Annotated in this window: 11 protein-coding genes; all 11 read left to right on the top strand. The window is 56.1% G+C overall.

Annotation, left to right across the window (positions count from 1 at the left end; genetic code table 11):
• The first annotated feature begins 99 nt into the window (after nt 1-99).
• The 11 genes from GC090_RS07225 (at nt 100) to yegS (ending at nt 20101) form a co-directional block, all read left to right on the top strand.
• Complete coding sequence (locus GC090_RS07225; protein ID WP_006119881.1) at nt 100-711, top strand: phosphatase PAP2 family protein; 612 nt, start codon at nt 100-102, stop codon at nt 709-711.
• Nucleotides 712-878: 167 nt separating this feature from the next.
• Nucleotides 879-4214 carry a diguanylate cyclase gene (locus tag GC090_RS07220; RefSeq protein ID WP_282498015.1) on the top strand — a complete coding sequence of 1112 codons (3336 nt, stop codon included), beginning with the start codon at nt 879-881 and terminating at the stop codon, nt 4212-4214.
• Between the two features lie 75 nt (nt 4215-4289).
• On the top strand, nt 4290-5642 hold the full coding sequence (gene yegD / locus GC090_RS07215) for a molecular chaperone (protein WP_039338137.1): 1353 nt from the start codon (nt 4290-4292) through the stop codon (nt 5640-5642).
• Nucleotides 5643-6540: 898 nt separating this feature from the next.
• Nucleotides 6541-7770 carry an MdtA/MuxA family multidrug efflux RND transporter periplasmic adaptor subunit gene (locus GC090_RS07210; RefSeq protein WP_033740510.1) on the top strand — a complete coding sequence of 410 codons (1230 nt, stop codon included), beginning with the start codon at nt 6541-6543 and terminating at the stop codon, nt 7768-7770.
• Nucleotides 7770-10892: an MdtB/MuxB family multidrug efflux RND transporter permease subunit gene (locus tag GC090_RS07205; protein ID WP_033740511.1), complete on the top strand. Its 3123-nt coding sequence runs from the start codon at nt 7770-7772 to the stop codon at nt 10890-10892. The genes GC090_RS07210 and GC090_RS07205 overlap by 1 nt, the downstream gene beginning before the upstream one ends.
• On the top strand, nt 10889-13966 hold the full coding sequence (mdtC, locus tag GC090_RS07200) for a multidrug efflux RND transporter permease subunit MdtC (RefSeq protein WP_033740513.1): 3078 nt from the start codon (nt 10889-10891) through the stop codon (nt 13964-13966). Before GC090_RS07205 ends, mdtC begins: the two co-directional genes overlap by 4 nt.
• A 12-nt stretch (nt 13967-13978) precedes the next feature.
• Nucleotides 13979-15379: a multidrug transporter subunit MdtD gene (gene mdtD / locus GC090_RS07195; RefSeq protein WP_110268219.1), complete on the top strand. Its 1401-nt coding sequence runs from the start codon at nt 13979-13981 to the stop codon at nt 15377-15379.
• Entirely contained in the window at nt 15376-16764 is a 1389-nt protein-coding gene (gene baeS / locus GC090_RS07190) for an envelope stress sensor histidine kinase BaeS (RefSeq protein ID WP_324021213.1), read from the top strand. The genes mdtD and baeS overlap by 4 nt, the downstream gene beginning before the upstream one ends.
• A 6-nt stretch (nt 16765-16770) precedes the next feature.
• Nucleotides 16771-17478 (top strand): envelope stress response regulator BaeR, encoded by a 708-nt coding sequence (baeR, locus tag GC090_RS07185; RefSeq protein ID WP_033740518.1) that lies wholly within the window; start codon nt 16771-16773, stop codon nt 17476-17478.
• Between the two features lie 116 nt (nt 17479-17594).
• A complete protein-coding gene (gene yegQ / locus GC090_RS07180; protein ID WP_205950549.1) occupies nt 17595-18971 on the top strand; it encodes a prephenate-dependent tRNA uridine(34) hydroxylase TrhP in 1377 nt (458 codons plus the stop codon).
• Between the two features lie 230 nt (nt 18972-19201).
• On the top strand, nt 19202-20101 hold the full coding sequence (yegS, locus tag GC090_RS07175) for a lipid kinase YegS (protein ID WP_054633462.1): 900 nt from the start codon (nt 19202-19204) through the stop codon (nt 20099-20101).
• The last annotated feature ends 99 nt before the right edge of the window (nt 20102-20200 follow it).

Raw genomic sequence — 20200 nt, 5'->3', positions numbered from 1 at the left:
AACTAGCCCTCTCAGACAGCATGACGATGCACAGCACGTATCAGGTCTTACAAACCTGAACAAAAAGGGCCTGGGGCCCGAAAAAAATAAAGGAAAACTATGCTCTGGAAGACCCTCACCTATTTTGGTGACAGTATGTTGTTAATTCCCACGGCGGTGATTATTGCACTGATTTTGCCGTGGAAAAGTGATAACCGGCGCACCGTATGGTACTGGCTTTTTGCCTTTGGCCTGGCGGGGCTGGTTGTCAGCCTGTCAAAAATTCTCTTTCTGGGCTTTGGCATTGGCAGTGCCCGTTTTAACTTCACCGGATTTAGCGGCCACAGCGCCATGTCTGCCACCCTGTGGCCCGTGATGCTCTGGCTGATATCCGGACGCTGGCCGAGCCTGTGGCGCGGTTTCGCCATTGGCGTGGGCTATATGATCCCCTTAATGGTGGGGTTTTCCCGCCTCGTCATCCATGCTCATTCCCTCAGCGAAGTCCTGACCGGACTGCTGTTAGGCTTTACACTGAGCACCGCTTTTTTGCTTTCACAACGCGAAACCGCATTAAAAGGGTTTAGCTGGCCGCAGATTGCCGCCGCGTTGCTGGTGCCGGTGCTGCTGCTGGGACATGGACGCATCGCCACCACGCAGCAGTTTCTTGAGCACTTTTCAGCCCGCCTCGCGGGCCTGGAAAAACCCTATACCCGTGCCGACCTTTTTCGTTGAATAAGGCGAGACGGGCTCGCCTCACAGACGAGCCCGTCAATCGGTCAAATAACGCAATTTAATGATTTCCCCCCTTTTTTCTCCAACAAATGTGCTAGCATTCTTCAATCAGGATGGCTATCTCGTCACCTGCCATGTCAATACCTTGTACCCTGCTGGATCGATAAATGATCGTTGATGCGCTGGCTTCGTCAGATAAATCACCTAATTCGTGGCTTCATGCCTGCGGGCTTGGCCTGGTTTCGTTCGTCCTGACCTTGTTCTGCCTTGAACTGATCGTAGTGAGCGGCAAGATTTCGCCTTTATGGTTTTCCACCGCCTTAATGACCGTGGTGGTGTTTCGCTGCACATCACGTCAGTTGCCGTTGTTCCTTGCGGCCTGCCTGATTGGCACCGCTGCAGCCAATGCGTTTGTCATCGGTCCTGCGCTTTCAAATTTAAAATTTGCCCTGTTGAACCTTTTGCAGGCGGGCATCGGTGGCATGCTGCTGCGCGCGTTGCTTAACCGCGAGGCACCGCTGGTGTCGCTGCGTGACTGGCTGCGCTTTGTTTTTGCCACCGGTGTGATTTCGCCACTGATTGGTGGCGTACTGGCGCTGTGGGTTTTACAGGTTGGACAACAGGCCTCTTTCGCCTTCTTTTATACATGGGTGATTTCGGAAATCATTGGCATGCTCGCGCTTGGGCCGGTTCTGCTGCTGCTCTCCTGGCCCTTGCCTAAGGGTTACCTCAAGCGCGCCTCGCTGTTTGAAACACTTTTCAGCCTCGTTCTGACGCTGATTGCCAGCTATTTGTCGCTGCGTTTTTTGCCCTGGCCGTTTACCTTCATTTTGGTCGTGCTGTTCTGGTGCGCTGTTCGGCTGCCCAAGGTGGAGGCGTTTGTCCTGTTCTTTCTCAACGCCAGCTTTATGGCGCTGCTGCTTTCTTTAGACTGGATAATCGTCACGCCTACGACGACGAATTACGCCATGATTGTCAGTTGGCTGCCGTTTCTGATGGTCTTAATCCCCTGCCATATTATGTCGCTGGTCATGGATGCGTTCCGCCATGAAACGCGCCATATCAGTGAAAGCGAAACGCGTTTTCGTAACGCCATGGAGTATTCCGCTATTGGCATGGCGCTGGTTTCACCCGAAGGCCGCTGGCTTCAGGTGAATAAATCATTATGCGACACGCTGGGTTATCCCGAGTACGAATTAAAGAACCTGACTTTCCAGCAGATTACGCATCCTGACGACCTGGGTATTGACGATGGCAAAATGGATAAGCTGCTGGCTGGCGAGATTTTGTCGTTCACGCTGGAGAAGCGTTACTTCCGTAAGGACCATGAAATCGTCTGGGTGCGGCTGACGGTTTCGCTGGTACGGGACAGCGAACAACAACCGCTCTATTTTATTGCGCAGATTGTGAATATTTCTGAATTAAAACAGAGCGAGTTGGTCAACCAGCGGTTAATGGAACGTATCACGCTGGCCAACGAAGCGGGCGGCATTGGCGTGTGGGAATGGAACATGAACAGTGGAGAAATGCTGTGGGATAAACGCATGTACACATTGTTCGGTTTGCAGTCGGATGAAGTGCCCAGCTTCGACTTGTGGATCAAACTGGTGCATCCCGACGATCGCGCATTTTGTGTGCAGACCATACAGCAGGCCATTGAAGAAAGCAGCGCGTTTCAAATGGAGTATCGCGTGATGCGCGAAGAAGGACATTACTGGATACGTTCTCAGGCGAATCGTTTACTCAGTCAGGAAGGCCGGATCGAGCGCATACTGGGCGTTGCACAGGACATTACGCCGCTGCGTAACCTGAACGAAGCCCTGTTTCAGGAAAAAGAGCGCATGATGATTACGCTCGATTCCATCGGCGAGGCCGTCATCAGTACGGATCAGGCCATGCGCGTCACCTTCATGAATCCGGTGGCTGAAAAAATGACTGGCTGGTCACAGGAAGCCGCGGTCGGCAGACCGGTAAGTGAACTGCTTCACATCACCCATGGCCGTCACGGCGCGCCGGTGGAAAATCTGATGATCAACCCCACGCATTCTGAAAAGACTGCGCCCTATCTGTCGGAAGAGTGGGTGCTTCACACCCTGAATGGTGAGCACATTGATATCCATTACACGATAACGCCGCTGAAATCGGAATCGGGAACCGAACGCGGCGCGGTGATGGTCATTCAGGATGTGAGTGAATCACGTAAAGTCATGAAACGATTGAGCTACAGCGCGCTGCACGATACGTTAACCCGCCTGCCCAATCGCGCCAGTTTTGAGTTGCAACTGAAGCGACTGCTGTCCGATGCCGCTGAACATCAACATCAGCATGTACTGGTGTTTATTGACCTGGATAAATTCAAAGCGGTTAACGACAGCGCCGGGCACGCCGCCGGGGATGCACTGCTGAGCGAACTTTCCGATTTAATGCGTCACCACCTGCGCAGCACCGACTTTCTCGCCCGTCTTGGCGGGGATGAATTTGCCGTGCTCATGCCTGAATGTCTGGTGGACCAGGCCCGTGATGTGGTGCAGCGTATCGTGCGTGCAGTCAACGACTATTGTTTTGAATGGCTGGGCCGGGCCTATCAGGTTGGGGCCAGCGCAGGCATGACACAAATTTCACCAAATAATTGTCAAAGCAGTGATGTGTTGTCCCAGGCCGATATTGCCTGTTACAACGCTAAACGCAGCGGCCGCGGGCGCTACATGGTGTACGAACAGCATCCGCTGGCCCTGACCGGCAGCCACCATTCGCTGGATCAGGCAACCCTGGATGCCTTGCAGGTGGAACTCCAGGTCTGGGCTGTCGCACCGCCAGGTAAGCCGCACTCTGCCAGCGTCTGGTTGATTGAAGTGCAGTTGTTTACCCGGGAAGGACTGCTGGTGGATGAACATCTGCTGCGTAACAACCTGACTGACGCGGCGCTGAAACAGCGGCTGGAAGACAATATCGTTGAGGCTTTTTTCCGTCATCGCATTGCGGCTATGAGCCAAAAAGGCATTGCCTTAATTTTGCCCGTGGATGTTAACGCGCTTTATAATCCGGTTTTCGTTGAGAAACTTTGTGTCCGTTTTGCAGAATCCGGTCTGGCGAACAGTAACAGCGGTATCGCGCTGCATGCCGCCAGCGTGTTATCGGGCGGCGAGCAGCTTTTGGGTACACTGATGAAGCTGCGCCAGGCAGGCTGTCGCATCGTGCTGCAACAGTTTGGCCGTAACCTGGATGCGTTTAATCAGTTAACCGGTAAAGTGGTGGACTGCCTGATTCTGGCACCCGAGCTGGTGGCGAACCTGCATAACAATCTGATGGATGAAATGCTGATTTCCATTATTCAAAGCCAGACCAATGAACGTAATATTATATTGCTTGCGGGCCCAGTCTCCGTGCCGGCCGTTCTGACCACGCTTACCAGCCTGGATGTTGACGGAGTCTGGGGCAGTGCGGTTGCCGAGCGCCAGCCGCTCAGCAAACTGAGTGAAGATCACCTTTTTGCGATTCGCTAATTCTGCCGCTCGCCGCTTGCCTCACCTTTACAGCTGCGCTAAAGTCGCCCCCTTTTTCCTGCCTGGGGGCGAAAAATGTTCATTGGATTCGATTACGGTACGGCTAACTGCTCGATTGCGGTCAGCGAAAAAGGCACACCACGACTGTTAACGCTGGAGAACGGTCAACGCCTGCTGCCATCGATGATCTGCTCCCCGACACGTGAAGCCGTTACGGAATGGCTTTATCGCCATCATCAGGTTGCCACGCCGGACCAGGAAAGCACGGCGCTGTTGCAACGGGCGCTGCGCTATAACCGTGAAGAAGATATCGATGTTCTCTCCGATAGCGTGCAGTTCGGTCTGACCGCGCTTCAGCACTATATGGTCGATCCGGAAGATGTCTGGTTCGTGAAGTCGCCGAAGTCCTTCCTGGGCGCGAGTGGGTTAAAACCCCAGCAGATCGCCTTCTTTGAAGATTTAGTGTGCGCCATGATGCTGCATATTCGTCAGCAGGGCGAAGCACAGCTTGACCAGTCAATTGAACAGGCGGTAATTGGCCGCCCGGTGAACTTTCAGGGACTGGGCAGCGAAGAGGCCAACGCGCAGGCGCAGGGCATCTTATTGCGTGCCGCTAAACGCGCGGGCTTTCGGGAGGTGGAGTTTCAGTTTGAGCCGGTCGCGGCGGGGCTGGACTTTGAAGCCACACTCGAAAAAGAAACCCGCGTGCTGGTCGTGGACATCGGTGGGGGAACCACCGACTGTTCGATGCTGTTGATGGGGCCGCAGTGGCGTCATCTGTCAGACCGGCGGGAAAGCCTGCTGGGCCATAGTGGCTGCCGCGTGGGCGGTAATGACCTGGATATTATGCTGGCGTTTAAAGCGTTGATGCCGTTGCTGGGCGCGGGCGGGAAGACACAAAAAGGCACGGCCTTACCTGCCCTGCCCTGGTGGAATGCCGTCGCCATCAACGATGTGCCTGCACAAAGCGATTTTTACAGTACCGCCTGCGGCAAACTGTTGCGCGATCTGGTACGGGATGCCGAAAATCCTGCCGCCGTGGCACACCTGTTAAAAGTCTGGCAACAAAAGCTGAGCTATCGTCTGGTGCGTACTGCGGAAGAGAGCAAAATCGCCCTCTCCGACCGCCCTGACTTCGCTGCCGCACTGGATTTTATCAGCGCGGATTTACAGGCCGATATCAGCGTGGCAACCCTGCAGGACGCGATCAGCCAGCCGCTGGAGAAGATCCTGGAACAGGTACATCTGGCGCTGGCGACCAGCCATATTAAGCCGGAAGTGATCTATCTGACGGGCGGTAGTGCACGTTCGCCTCTGCTGCGCGCTGCGCTGCAGCAGGCCCTGCCGGGTACACCGATTGCTGGCGGAGATGACTTTGCCTCAGTGACCGCTGGTCTGGCGCGCTGGGCTGAGGTGATGTTTGCCTGACAGCGGGGGGAGTCGAATAAAGTGCAGCACTCTCGGCGGGTGAAATCGCCTGAAGGGGCATTTTGGCTTCGGCTCCCTTTCCTTCGTTTGCCTTTACCGCGAAGACGTCAGGCTGAGCTGTTTTGGGATGCTAACCTATTGTTGTGATGTCGGCGGGTGAGATCACCAGAAGAGGCACTTTGGCTTCGGCGGTCCTCGCGCCGCTGACGCGGTGCCTTCAGGTCGCTCAGCGCTGCGGAATACCTCGCAGAAAATGTCCCTTCTGGCTTTGTCAGTTTGTGCGCGGGTAAAGCGACACAGTATGTGAGCCCGTGCTTTCTTTTGCGGTGAAGGCAAAACGAATGCAGTGCCTGTCCTCAGAAAAAAGCCCTTCTGCCCTTTAATCTTGAGCGGGGTTAAAGCGGCACCATGCGTCAGCCGGTTCTGCCGCGTTAAGGATAGCGCCCGGTCCGGCAATGCACGTTACTGACGGACCCGGCGGTATCGAAGATGATGCTTATTCCTCTTCGCGCCGCGCCCCCTTGCTCAGCGCTCAATGTCTCAGCAGGCATAACGTAAGGTTACACGCTGACCTTCTTCATGCTGCGCACGGCTGCGTAAAGCGCTGGGTAATGAATGTGTCATCTTCCTGAAGGACAAGTTGTTTTTAATCCTGTATTTCCTGGTCAGGCAGGATATGATCCGGCGCGCTGTGGTCAGCGTAGTCCGCCTTGTTTCACATCAAATCTGACTCTTTGCCAACGCCGTTTTTTCAAAAAACCGACATACTTACGGTGCGCTGACAGATATCCTTAATTCCTTCAAATTTTTACCCGCAGGGACGACTACAATTCGTGGTTTGCAGGCTAACGTTTACGCCCGCGTCCTGGAACGATATCGCTGGAGAGCAACAATAACAATGAACAACCGACATCCTGGAATGAAAAAAGGCCTGATTTTAGCGGTGGTTATTGCCGCTGCTGCAGGCGGTTACTACTGGTGGAAGCATCCAGCCCAACCCGCAGGCAACGAAACATCCAGCCAGTCAGAACACGGCAAAAGAGGCAACGGTGGACATAAACCGCTTGCGCCCGTGCAGGCTGCCAGCGCTGTAACAGAAAGTGTGCCGCAATACCTTAGCGGTTTGGGTACGGTGACCGCAGCCAATACCGTAACGGTACGCAGCCGGGTAGATGGTAACCTGGTGGCCATCCATTTCACGGAAGGCCAGCAGGTCAAAGCCGGCGATCTGCTGGCAGAGATCGATCCGCGTCCCTATCAGGTCGCCCTGATGCAGGCTCAAGGCCAGCTGGCGCGCGATCAGGCTACGCTTGCGAACGCCCGCCGTGATTTAGCCCGTTACCAGAAGCTGGCGAAAACCTCGCTGGTATCCCAGCAGGATCTGGATACGCAAAACGCGCTGGTCAGTGAAACCCTGGGCACGATTAAGGCCGACGAAGGCAGCGTTGCCAGCGCACAACTGAACCTGACTTACAGCCGAATTACGTCCCCGATTGCGGGTCGCGTCGGCCTGAAGCAGGTTGATATTGGCAACTACATTACCAGCGGTGATACCAATGGTCTGGTGGTGATTACTCAGACGCATCCGGTGGATGTCGTCTTTAGCGTCGCCGAAAACAATATCAGCCAGATCATGCAGGCGCAGAAAAGTGGCGAACCGTTGCTGGTGGAAGCCTGGGACCGCAGCAATCAACACCTGATTGCGCGCGGAAAACTGCTCAGCCTGGACAACCAGATCGACGTCACGACTGGCACCATTAAAATTAAAGCGCGTTTTGATAATCAGGATGACCTGCTTTTCCCTAATCAGTTCGTCAACGCCCGGCTGAAGGTGAATACGTTGCAGGATGCCGTCGTGATTCCGGTAGCCGCGTTACAGATGGGCAACGAAGGCCACTTTGTCTGGGTGATTAACAGCGAAGATAAGGTGAGTAAGAAAACCGTGACCGCCGGTTTCCAGGACAGTCAGAAAGTGGTCATCAATGCCGGACTGAGCGCGGGCGACCGCGTGGTAACGGATGGCCTTGACCGCCTGACAGAGGGGGCAAAAGTGGAAGTGGTTGCAGCACAGAGCAGTGCAACTAAACAGAGCCGCGCCAGCTTGCCATCCAAAGGAGAGTCAGAGTAATGCAGGTTATGCCTCCTGACCGCAGCGGAGGACCGTCACGCCAGTTTATTCTGCGCCCGGTCGCGACGACGTTACTGATGATTGCTATTCTGCTGGCGGGGATTCTGGGTTACCGCTTTTTGCCGGTGTCAGCGTTACCCGAAGTGGACTATCCGACCATTCAGGTTGTTACCCTGTATCCCGGTGCCAGTCCGGATGTGGTGACGTCGTCGATTACAGCGCCTCTTGAACGTCAGTTCGGTCAGATGTCCGGTCTTAAGCAGATGGCCTCGCAAAGTTCTGGCGGCGCCTCGGTGGTGACGCTGCAGTTCCAGCTCTCGCTGCCGCTCGATGTCGCAGAACAGGAAGTGCAGGCGGCGATTAACTCTGCCTCTAACCTGCTGCCCAGCGATTTGCCGAATCCGCCGGTTTACAGCAAAGTTAACCCGGCGGATCCGCCCATCATGACGCTCGCCGTCACCACCACCAGCATGCCTTTAACCCAGGTACAGGACATGGTGGAAACACGCGTCGCGCAGAAAATTTCCCAGGTGACCGGCGTCGGCCTGGTCACGTTGACCGGCGGCCAGCGTCCCGCGGTGCGCGTTAAGATGAACACCCAGGCATTAGCCTCTATGGGCCTGACCAGCGAAATGGTGCGTACGGCGATCACCAACGCCAACGTAAATTCCGCGAAAGGCAGTCTTGATGGTCCGACCCGCTCGGTTACGCTGTCAGCCAACGATCAGATGAAATCGGTCGAGGATTACCGCCAGCTGATCGTCAGTTATAAAAATGGCGCGCCAGTGCGGCTGGCCGATGTGGCTACGATTGAACAGGGTGCCGAAAACAGCTGGCTGGGTGCCTGGTCTAACCGTGAACCCGCCATCGTACTGAATGTGCAGCGCCAGCCGGGTGCCAATATTATTGCAACCGCCGACAATATTCGCGCCATGCTGCCCGGGCTGATTGCCAGCCTGCCCAAATCCGTCGATGTCAAACTGGTCACCGATCGCACCACCAATATCCGCGCGTCCGTCACCGATACGCAGCATGAGCTGATGCTGGCAATGGCGCTCGTGGTGATGATCATCTACCTGTTCTTGCGTAATGTGCCCGCGACCATCATTCCGGCCGTGGCTGTTCCGCTGTCGCTTATTGGCACCTTTGCGGCAATGTATTTCCTGGGCTTTTCCATCAATAATCTGACGCTGATGGCGCTGACCATCGCCACAGGCTTTGTGGTGGACGATGCCATCGTGGTGATTGAGAATATCTCGCGCTATATCGAAAAAGGGGAAAAGCCGATGACAGCGGCCCTGAAAGGGGCAGGCGAAATTGGCTTTACCATTATTTCGTTAACGTTTTCACTGATTGCGGTATTGATTCCGCTGCTGTTCATGGGCGACGTGATTGGTCGCCTGTTTCGCGAATTTGCGGTGACGCTGGCGGTGGCAATTCTGATCTCAGCGGTGGTCTCGCTCACCCTGACGCCGATGATGTGTGCCCGCATGCTGAGCGCCGAGTCACTGCGTAAGCAGAACCGCTTTTCCCGTGCCAGCGAAGCGATGTTCGATCGCATCATTGCCGTTTATGGTCGTGGGCTGCGCCGGGTGCTGAATCACCCCTGGCTGACGCTGTCCGTGGCGCTCGGCACGTTGCTGCTGACGGTTTTGCTGTGGATGGCCATTCCTAAAGGTTTCTTTCCGCAGCAGGACAACGGCATTATCCAGGGAACGCTGGAGGCACCGCAGTCGGTATCCTATGCCAGTATGGCGGAGCGGACACGCGATGTTGCCTCTGTGATTATGAAAGATCCGGCTGTACAGAGTCTGACCTCGTTCGTGGGCGTGGATGGCACCAATCCGTCACTCAACAGCGCCCGGTTGCAGATTAACCTCAAACCGCTGGATATGCGCAGCGAGCGTATTCCGGAGATTCAGCAGCGGCTGCAAGCGCAGATCAGCAAAATTCCTGGCGTCACCTTGTGGTTGCAGGCGGTGCAGGACCTGACAATTGATACCCAGGCCAGCCGTACGCCGTATCAGTTTACTCTGCAGTCCGGTTCGCTGGATTCGCTCAGCACCTGGGTCCCTGCCCTGCTTAACGCCCTGCAGAAACACCCTGCGCTACGTGACGTCAGCAGTGACTGGCAGGACCAGGGGCTGGAAGCCTATATCAAAGTGGACCGCGACAGTGCCAGCCGGCTGGGCATCAGCATGGCGGACGTAGATAACGCGCTGTATGACGCCTTTGGTCAGCGGCTGATCTCCACGATTTATACCCAGGCGAATCAGTACCGCGTGGTGCTGGAACAGGACAACAGCACCATGCCGGGCCTGCAAAGCCTGGACGGTATTCGTCTGAACAGCACTGACGGTGGCAGCGTGCCGTTGAGCGCGATCGCCAGCATTGCCCAGCGCCATGCGCCTTTAACGATTAACCACCTGAGTCAGTTCCCCTCCGCCACCTTCTCTTTCAATGTGGCGAAGGGCTATTCGCTGGAAGATGCGACCAAAGCGATCAACCAGGCAGAGACGGAACTGGGGATGCCGTCAGAGGTGATGACGCAGTTCCAGGGCAGCACGCTGGCTTTCGAGGCTGCCCTGACCAGTACCGTCTGGCTGATTGTGGCGGCAGTCGTAGCGATGTATATCGTGCTCGGCGTGCTGTATGAGAGCTTTATCCATCCCATCACCATCCTCTCCACGTTGCCCACGGCGGGCGTCGGTGCGCTGCTGGCGCTGATGATAAGTGGGAATGAGCTGGATATTGTTGCCATCATCGGCATCATTCTGCTCATTGGTATTGTGAAAAAGAACGCCATTATGATGATCGACTTCGCGTTAGCGGCGGAACGTGAACAGGGCATGAAGCCCTATGATGCGATTTATCAGGCCTGCCTGCTGCGTTTCCGACCGATTCTGATGACGACGCTGGCTGCCCTGCTGGGTGCATTACCGCTGATGCTCAGCACTGGCGTGGGTGCAGAGCTGAGGCAGCCGCTGGGGATTGCCATGGTCGGCGGCCTGATTCTGAGCCAGATTCTGACGCTGTTTACCACGCCGGTAATCTACCTGCTGTTTGACCGCCTGGCGCATAACCTGCGTCGTCGCCTGGGTCAGACGGAGGCGCAGCCGTGAAGTTTTTTGCTTTGTTTATCCATCGTCCGGTCGCCACGACGCTACTGACGCTGGCCATTGCGCTGGCGGGCATTCTGGGCTTCCGCCTGCTGCCGGTGGCGCCGCTGCCGCAGGTGGATTTTCCGGTCATTATGGTGTCAGCGTCCCTGCCAGGAGCCTCGCCCGAAACGATGGCGTCTTCGGTCGCCACGCCGCTGGAGCGCTCGCTGGGCCGAATTGCAGGCGTCAGTGAAATGACCTCGACCAGTTCGCTGGGATCGACCCGCATTATTATGGTGTTCGATTTTAATCGTGATATTAACGGCGCGGCACGTGATGTACAGGCGGCCATTAACGCGGCGCAGAGCCTGCTCCCTACCGGCATGCCGTCGCGTCCGACCTACCGCAAAGCCAACCCGTCTGACGCGCCGATCATGATTATGACGCTGACGTCAGATCTGTACACGCCAGCCCAGCTTTATGATTATGCGTCGACACAGCTGGCACAGAAGCTGTCGCAGATTAATGGCGTGGGCGATGTCACCGTGGGCGGCAGCTCGCTGCCCGCAGTGCGCGTGGCGCTCAATCCGCAGGCGTTATTTAATCAGGGCGTGTCGCTGGATGCGGTGCGTCAGACCATCGCTAACGCTAACCAGCGCCGTCCGCAGGGCGCGCTGGAAGACGGGCAACAGCGCTGGCAGTTACGGACCAACGATGCATTACAAACTGCCCGGGAATACCAGCCGCTGATCGTGCAATACAACAACGGCGCGGCAGTACGGTTGTCCGATGTCGCCACCGTTGAGGACTCCGTGCAGGATGTGCGCAACGCCGGTATGTCGCGGGGCAAACCGGCCGTTTTGCTGGTGATTCGCAAAACGGCGGATGCGAACGTGATTGAGACGGTTGATCGTATTCGCGCTGAACTGCCCGAACTGCACGAAATCATCCCGACGGCGATCGATCTGCAGATTGCCCAGGATCGCTCACCCACCATCCGCGCGTCGCTCGAAGAAGTGGAGCAGTCGCTAATTATCGCCGTTGGCCTGGTCATTCTGGTGGTGTTTGTTTTCCTGCGCTCAGGTCGCGCCACGCTGATTCCGGCGGCGGCCGTGCCGGTCTCGCTGATTGGCACCTTTGCCGCCATGTATTTGTGCGGCTTTAGCCTGAACAATCTGTCGTTGATGGCGCTGACCATCGCCACCGGCTTTGTCGTGGACGATGCCATTGTGGTGCTGGAAAACATTGCCCGTCATGTTGAATCGGGCATGAAACCGCTGGCCGCCGCGCTCAAAGGCGTGCGTGAAGTGGGCTTTACGGTGCTGTCGATGAGCCTGTCGCTGATCGCGGTCTTCCTGCCGCTGTTGATGACAGGCGGATTGATTGGCCGCTTCTTCGCGGAGTTTTCCATCACCCTGTCGGTTGCTATTCTGATCTCGCTGTTTGTGTCCATCACGCTGACGCCTATGATGTGTGCTTACCTGCTGAAACCCCATGCGCCGCGCAGTCAGCCGCGGCGACGGGGCATTGGCCGCCTGCTGCTGGCGGTACAACAGGGTTATGCGCGCTCTCTGAACGTCGTGCTGAACCATGCGCGCTGGGTCATCCTGTTGCTCGTGGGCACTGTCGCCCTGACGGTGTGGCTGTTCATCAGTATTCCTAAAACCTTTTTGCCCGAGCAGGATACCGGCCGCCTGTCCGGCTTTATCTCTGCCGACCAAAGCATTTCGTTTCAGGCGATGCGCGGTAAGTTGCAGGACTTCATGAAAATCGTGGGGGCCGATCCGGATGTCTCAAGCGTGGTGGGCTTTACCGGCGGCATGCGCACCAATATGGGCCTGATGTTTATCTCCCTGAAACCCTTGTCCGAACGCAAAGATAATGCACAGGCGGTGATTGCCCGCCTGCGTACCAAGCTGGCAAAGGAGCCCGGTGCCAACCTGTATCTTAATGCGGTACAGGATATCCGGGTGGGCGGTCGCGAAGCCAACGCCAGCTATCAGTATTCTCTGTTAACAGACGATCTGGCTGCGCTGCGCACCTGGGAACCGAAAATTCGTCAGGCCTTTAGCGCCCTGCCGGAACTGGCCGACGTTAACTCCGATCAGCAGGATCAGGGCAGCGAAATGGCCCTGACGTATGACCGGGCCAGCATGGCGCGGCTGGGCATTAATGTTTCCGAAGCGAATGCGTTGCTCAACGATGCGTTTGGTCAGCGTCAGATTTCCACCATCTATCAGCCGCTGAACCAGTACAAGGTCGTCATGGAAGTGGATCCGCGCTATACCCAGGACATCAGTTCACTGGATCAGATGTTTGTGATTAACAGCGACGGCAAACCCATCCCGCTCTCCTGGTTCGCCAAATGGCAACCGGCCAACGCGCCGCTGTCGGTTAATCATCAGGGCTTGTCTGCCGCGTCAACCCTCTCCTTTAACCTGCCAGAAGGTGTGTCGCTTTCCCAGGCATCCGAGGCGATCGATCGCACTATGACGGCGCTTGGCGTACCGTCCAGCGTGCGCGGCAGCTTTGCCGGCACCGCACAGGCGTTCCAGCAATCGCAAAGCAGTCAACTCTGGTTGATGCTGGCTGCGGTTGCGGCAGTTTATATCGTGCTGGGGATTCTCTACGAAAGCTATGTGCACCCGTTGACCATTCTTTCAACGCTGCCGTCTGCGGGCGTCGGTGCCCTGCTGGCGCTGGAGCTGTTTGATACGCCGTTCAGCCTGATTGCCTTGATCGGGATTCTGTTGTTGATCGGGATAGTAAAAAAGAACGCCATCATGATGGTCGACTTTGCGCTTGACGCAGAACGCAACGGCAACCTGAGTGCCCGCGAGGCGATTTTCCAGGCCTGCCTGTTACGCTTCCGCCCTATCCTGATGACCACGCTGGCGGCCCTGTTTGGCGCGTTACCGCTGGTGCTGACCAGCGGAGACGGCGCCGAGCTGCGTCAGCCGTTGGGCATCACCATTGCCGGCGGCTTGATCATGAGCCAGCTCCTCACGCTGTATACCACGCCGGTGGTGTACTTAATGATGGACAAACTGCGACGTAAAACGCGCACCCAGAGGATGAATGCCACTCAGCATTAAGGGGTAAATATCATGCAGAGCGTCACGGTCCGCTGGCAGTTGTGGATTGTTGCCTTTGGTTTTTTTATGCAGACGCTGGACACCACCATCGTCAACACGGCGATCCCGTCCATGGCGCACGATCTGGGCGTGAGCCCACTGCATATGCATTCGGTGATTGTGGCCTATGTGCTCACGGTGGCAGTGACGCTGCCGCTGAGCGGCTGGCTGGCGGACCGGTTTGGCGTGAGAAATATCTTTTTTAGCGCGATTGTGCTGTTCAGCGTGGGATCGCTGTTGTGCGGCCTGTCAGGCACGCTGAATCAGCTTATCATGGCGCGTGTGATTCAGGGGATTGGCGGGGCCATGATGGTGCCGGTAGGACGACTGACGGTAATGCGCATTGTACCGCGTGACCAGTATATGTCTGCGATGACCTTTGTCACCCTGCCCGGCCAGATTGGGCCGCTGCTGGGGCCCGCACTGGGCGGTGTGCTGGTGGAATATGCCAGCTGGCACTGGATTTTCCTGATTAACATCCCGGTCGGCATCATCGGTGCCGTCGCCACGTTGAAGTTACTGCCGAACTATGCGATGCCGCCGCGACGCTTTGATTTTGTCGGGTTTGTCCTGCTGGCCGCCGGAATGGCTACGTTAACGCTGGCGCTTGACGGTCAACGCAGTAGCGGCGGCTCTGCCTTGTTACTGGCCGCGATGATCCTCATCGGCACCGGCTCTCTTCTGTTTTATCTGCTGCATGCGCGCCAAAACGACAGTGCGCTGTTCAGCCTGAAGCTGTTCGACAACCGCATTTTCTCTATTGGCTTACTCGGTAGTCTGACTGGCCGCATCGGCAGCGGCATGTTGCCCTTTATGACGCCGCTGTTCTTGCAAATCGGCATGGGCTTCAGCCCGTTTCATGCCGGCTTGATGATGATTGCCATGGTGCTGGGCAATATGGGCATGAAGCGTGTGGTTGTCAGCATTGTTAACCTGTTTGGCTATCGCAACGTGCTGGTGGGTTCAACAATAGGCCTGGCGCTGGTGGTCTTGCTGTTTCCACTGGTGGCGATGCTCGGCTGGACAGTCATGCTGCCGCTGGTGCTGTTTCTGCAAGGCATGGTAAATGCGATTCGCTTCTCTTCGATGAACACGCTGACGCTCAAGGATCTACCCGATGACCTGGCCTCCAGCGGCAACAGCCTGTTATCGATGATCATGCAGCTCTCAATGAGTATTGGCGTAACCGTGGCGGGCCTGCTGCTGGGCGCGTTTGGTCATGCAACGTCCGGGGAACAGGGTTTAAGCCATCAGGCGTTTATCTGTGTTTATCTCTGTATGGCGCTGATAATTATTCTGCCTGCGCTGGTGTTCTGGCGGGTTCCGAAAGAGATGAGTAAAAGCGTCGATCTGCGACGTCGGAGAAGTGAATGAGATCGTTCCTGCATTTTGGCATCGGAGCCAAATTATTCATGGCCATATTCTCCACCTGCATGCTGGTCCTGATTACCATGCACTGGGGCGTCCGGCTCAGCTTTGAACATGGCTTTGTCGACTATATTAAACGCGGGAATGAACAGCGGCTGAATTTGCTGGGTGCGGCGCTGGCCGATCAGTATGAACAGCATGGCGACTGGGATTTTCTGCGTAATAACGACCGGCTGATCTTCTCTATGCTGCGCTCGCTGGAGCAAAACCCGGACAGCAGTAACCAGTTACCGCCTCACGGCTGGCGCACCCAGTTCTGGGTACTCGATCAGCACTACAAAGTGATGGTCGGCCCGCGCTCACAGGTTCCCCCGGAAGGGATACGTCACGATATTACGCTCAGTAACGGTAAAGTCGTGGGCTGGATCATCAGCTCGCCGCCAGAGCGCCTGACGCGCAGCACCGATATCAATTTTGATCAGCAGCAGCGACGAACCAGCTGGTATATCGTGGGCCTCTCTACTCTGCTTGCCGCCCTGGTCACCTGGCTGATGGCGCGGGGCTTGCTGGCACCGGTGAAAAGACTGGTAGACGGTACGCATCATCTGGCGGCGGGGAACTTAACCACACGGGTTAAGGTTGACAGCCAGGACGAACTGGGCCAGCTGGCCCATGACTTTAACCTGCTGGCCAGTTCGCTGGAGAAAAATGAAAGTATGCGTCGGGCCTTTATGGCCGACATCTCGCATGAACTGCGCACGCCACTGGCGATTTTGCGCGGTGAGCTGGAAGCCATGCAGGATGGTGTACGTAAACTCACGCCAGACGCGATTACCTCTCTGCAAAGCGAAGTGGCGCTGCTGACCAAGCTGGTGGATGATCTGCACCAGCTTTCGCTCTCTGACGTCGGCGCACTGGCCTATCGCAAGCAGGCCACCGATTTGGTGCAGCTTATTGAGATCAGCGCAGGCAATTTTACCGAGCGCTACCGCAGCCATGATTTAACCCTGAAGCTCGACATGCCGGATGACGCGCCGTTTTTTGGCGATCCTGACCGGCTGATGCAGTTGTTTATTAACCTGCTGGAAAACAGCCTGCGTTACACCGATGCCGGCGGCGAAGTCCGGGTGCGGCTCTGGTATGACGCGCCCTACTGGCACGTCACCGTAGAGGACAGCGCGCCCGGCGTGGAAGGCGATCAACAGGCACAAATATTTGAGCGTTTTTTCCGCACAGAAGGTTCGCGCAATCGCGCCAGCGGCGGCTCTGGCCTGGGGCTGGCCATCTGTAAAAACATTGTTGATGCCCACGGTGGCAGCATCAGCGCCTCGCATGCGGATTTAGGTGGGCTGAAAATCGCGCTACAATTGCGTTATGTTCCTCCCGTTTAGAAGATTATGAACCAGGAAAACACTTACCCGCTAATCCTTGTGGTTGAAGATGAACCCAAGCTGGCACAGCTGATGATTGATTACCTTGAGGCCTCTAACTATCGCACGCATCATCTGGCGCACGGCAACGCGGTACTGGACTACGTTAAACAGACGCCGCCCGATCTTATCCTGCTGGATTTGATGCTGCCGGGTAAAGATGGGCTGACGCTGTGCCGTGAGATTCGTCGTGATTCCGACTTGCCGATTATTATGGTGACCGCGCGCACGGAAGAAATCGATCGCCTGCTGGGCCTGGAGATTGGTGCGGATGACTATATCTGCAAGCCATTCAGCCCACGCGAAGTGGTAGCGCGGGTCAAAACCATTTTGCGCCGGGTGAAGCGATCTCCCGAAGAAGCGCCCGTCGCGTCTTTGCTGAAAGTTCATGAAAGCCGCTTTCAGGCCAGCTGGCGTGATGAGCCGCTGGATTTAACGCCCGCTGAATTTCGTCTGCTGAAAACGCTGTCCCTTGAACCGGGAAAAGTCTTCTCCCGTGAACAGTTGTTAAACCATCTCTACGACGATTACCGGGTTGTAACCGACCGAACCATTGACAGCCATATCAAGAACCTGCGCAGGAAACTGGAAAGCCTGGACAGCGAACAACCCTTTATCCGCGCGGTATATGGCATGGGCTATCGCTGGGAAGCCGATGTCTGCCAGTTGATTTAGATTGACCCAGATCAATTTACTTCCGTTTTCACCCTGCCTACAATTCCGCACCTTTTGCAGGGTTTCCCCCTGCACATGTCGCCCAGGCGACATGCTGACCTGACATCAGTGAGCACATCATGAAACCCGAATTACTTTCCCCCGCCGGAACGCTGAAAAACATGCGTTACGCGTTTGCCTATGGGGCCGATGCCGTCTATGCCGGCCAGCCGCGCTACAGCCTGCGGGTACGCAATAACGAATTCAGCCATGAAAACCTGGCGAAAGGCATTAACGAAGCCCACGCGCTGGGTAAAAAATTTTATGTGGTGGTGAACATCGCCCCGCATAACGCCAAGCTGAAAACCTTTATTCGCGATTTAACGCCGGTAATTGAGATGCAGCCCGACGCGTTAATCATGTCCGATCCTGGGCTGATCATGCTGGTGCGCGAGGCGTTTCCGGCCATGCCCATCCACTTATCTGTGCAGGCTAACGCCGTGAACTGGGCAACGGTGAAATTCTGGCAGCAAATGGGCTTAAGCCGGGTGATTTTATCCCGCGAGCTGTCGCTGGAGGAGATCGCCGATATTCGCGAGCAGGTGCCGGACATGGAGCTGGAAGTGTTTGTGCACGGCGCACTGTGTATGGCGTACTCCGGGCGCTGTCTGCTGTCGGGCTACATGAATAAACGCGATCCTAACCAGGGAACCTGCACCAACGCCTGCCGCTGGGAATATCAGTTGCAGGAAGCCAGACAAGATGACGTCGGCAACATTGTTGAAATTCATCAGCCGGTCAGCGTACAGGACGTGACGCCTACATTGGGCATCGGGCAACCCAGCGACAAGGTGTTTTTGCTGGAGGAGAAAATGAAACCCGGCGAAATGATGAGCGCCTTTGAAGATGAACACGGCACCTACATCATGAACTCGAAAGATCTGCGTGCCGTGGCGCACGTCGAGCGCCTGAGCCAGATGGGCGTTCACTCGCTGAAAATCGAAGGTCGCACCAAATCCTATTATTACTGCGCCCGCACCGCACAGGTTTATCGCAAAGCCATTGACGATGCGGCGGCAGGTAAACCGTTTGATTCTGCCCTGCTGGAAACCCTGGAAGGCCTGGCGCATCGCGGCTATACCGAAGGTTTTTTGCGTCGTCACACCCACGACAGCTACCAGAATTACCAGACCGGCTACTCTGTCTCAGAGCGCCAGCAGTTCGTCGGGGAGTTTAGCGGTGAACAGCGCGAGGGCTGGGCGGAAGTACGGGTAAAGAATAAATTTGTTCTGCATGACAGCCTGGAGATCATGACGCCGTCCGGTAACCTGATCTGCACCCTTGATGCCCTGCAAAACAGCCGTGGAGAACCGACAGAGGTGGCCCCGGGAGACGGGCATCGCGTCTGGATGAAAGTGCCGCCGGAGGTAGATTTGCGGTTTGCCTTGCTGCTGCGTAACTTTGCGCCAGGCCAGAACACTCAGGATCCGCATGCCGCTCACGTCACGGCCTGACAAAATTTGACAAAAGCAAGAACAGGATCACAGACGGCTCGGTTTTACTGAACTATAGTGCTGCCTGCTACCAATGAGTAACAATTATCAGCAGCAGTAACTGGATCCACCTCATTCACCCGCCCGGCTCCCCCGTGCGGGTTTTCTTTTTTCTCCCTTTCGCCAATCATTTTTCTCTTCCGGCTATGCTATAACCACTAACTACGCTTTCGATCTCCAAGGAACAGATAATGGACAAACAATCGCTTACGCTGCTAATCCTGAATGGTAAAGGCGCAGGCAATGACGATCTCCGTGAAGCGATCACGAAGCTGCGCGCCGAGGGCTTTAACATAGCCGTGCGCGTGACGTATGAAAAAGGAGACGGTGAGCGTTACGTGGAAGAAGCCCTTGAACTGCAGGCGGAAACCGTGGTGGCGGGCGGCGGTGACGGCACCGTCAACGAAATCGCTACCGCACTGGCGTCGGTCAACGCGGATGAGCGCCCGGTTCTGGGGATTCTGCCGCTGGGCACAGCGAACGATTTTGCCACCAGCGTCGGCATTCCTGAAGAGATTGAGCACGCCTTGCGCCTGGCTATCCAGGGTAAAGCCTGTGATATCGACCTCGCCCGCGTTAACCAGCATCACTATTTTATTAATATGGCGACCGGAGGATTTGGCACGCGCATTACGACCGAGACGCCGGAAAAACTCAAATCCGCGCTGGGCGGCGTGTCCTATTTTATTCATGGGTTGATGCGCATGGACACGCTAAAACCGGACAGTTGTGAAATTACCGGGCCCGGTTTTAACTGGCAGGGCGATGCGCTGGTCATCGGCATCGGCAACGGTCGTCAGGCCGGAGGCGGTCAGCGTTTATGCCCGTCGGCGTTGATTAACGATGGCCTGCTGGACGTTAGCATTGTTACCGCGCAGGAGTTGCTGCCTACCCTGCTGCATTCCCTGACCGGCGATGAAGAGAATCCCGGCATTATTTCCACGCGCTTATCGTCCCTGACGATTCGCTCACCGCATGAAATGACCTTTAACCTGGATGGCGAACCGCTGACAGGCCAGTCATTTACCATTGATATCATGCCGGGCGCGTTAAGCTGCCGCCTGCCGCCGCAGTGTGCCCTGCTGAGTTAATTCTCACGGGAGCCCTGGCTCCCGGCCTTAATGTAAACAGTTCGTGATTACATTCACAATTCCGCTACTTCAACTTGTATGGTAGTAGCGGGACGCGTA

It is taken from the genome of Pantoea sp. JZ29 (assembly GCF_035190385.1).
Classification (GTDB): Bacteria; Pseudomonadota; Gammaproteobacteria; order Enterobacterales; family Enterobacteriaceae; genus Pantoea; species Pantoea stewartii.
This window is presented reverse-complemented; position numbering and strand designations above follow the sequence as displayed.

Coding starts and splice junctions, on each gene's coding strand:
- GC090_RS07225 (WP_006119881.1), top strand. CDS start 100: ATGCTCTGGAAGACCCTCACCTATTTTGGTGACAGTATGTTGTTAATT.
- GC090_RS07220 (WP_282498015.1), top strand. CDS start 879: ATGATCGTTGATGCGCTGGCTTCGTCAGATAAATCACCTAATTCGTGG.
- yegD (WP_039338137.1), top strand. CDS start 4,290: ATGTTCATTGGATTCGATTACGGTACGGCTAACTGCTCGATTGCGGTC.
- GC090_RS07210 (WP_033740510.1), top strand. CDS start 6,541: ATGAACAACCGACATCCTGGAATGAAAAAAGGCCTGATTTTAGCGGTG.
- GC090_RS07205 (WP_033740511.1), top strand. CDS start 7,770: ATGCAGGTTATGCCTCCTGACCGCAGCGGAGGACCGTCACGCCAGTTT.
- mdtD (WP_110268219.1), top strand. CDS start 13,979: ATGCAGAGCGTCACGGTCCGCTGGCAGTTGTGGATTGTTGCCTTTGGT.
- baeS (WP_324021213.1), top strand. CDS start 15,376: ATGAGATCGTTCCTGCATTTTGGCATCGGAGCCAAATTATTCATGGCC.
- baeR (WP_033740518.1), top strand. CDS start 16,771: ATGAACCAGGAAAACACTTACCCGCTAATCCTTGTGGTTGAAGATGAA.
- yegS (WP_054633462.1), top strand. CDS start 19,202: ATGGACAAACAATCGCTTACGCTGCTAATCCTGAATGGTAAAGGCGCA.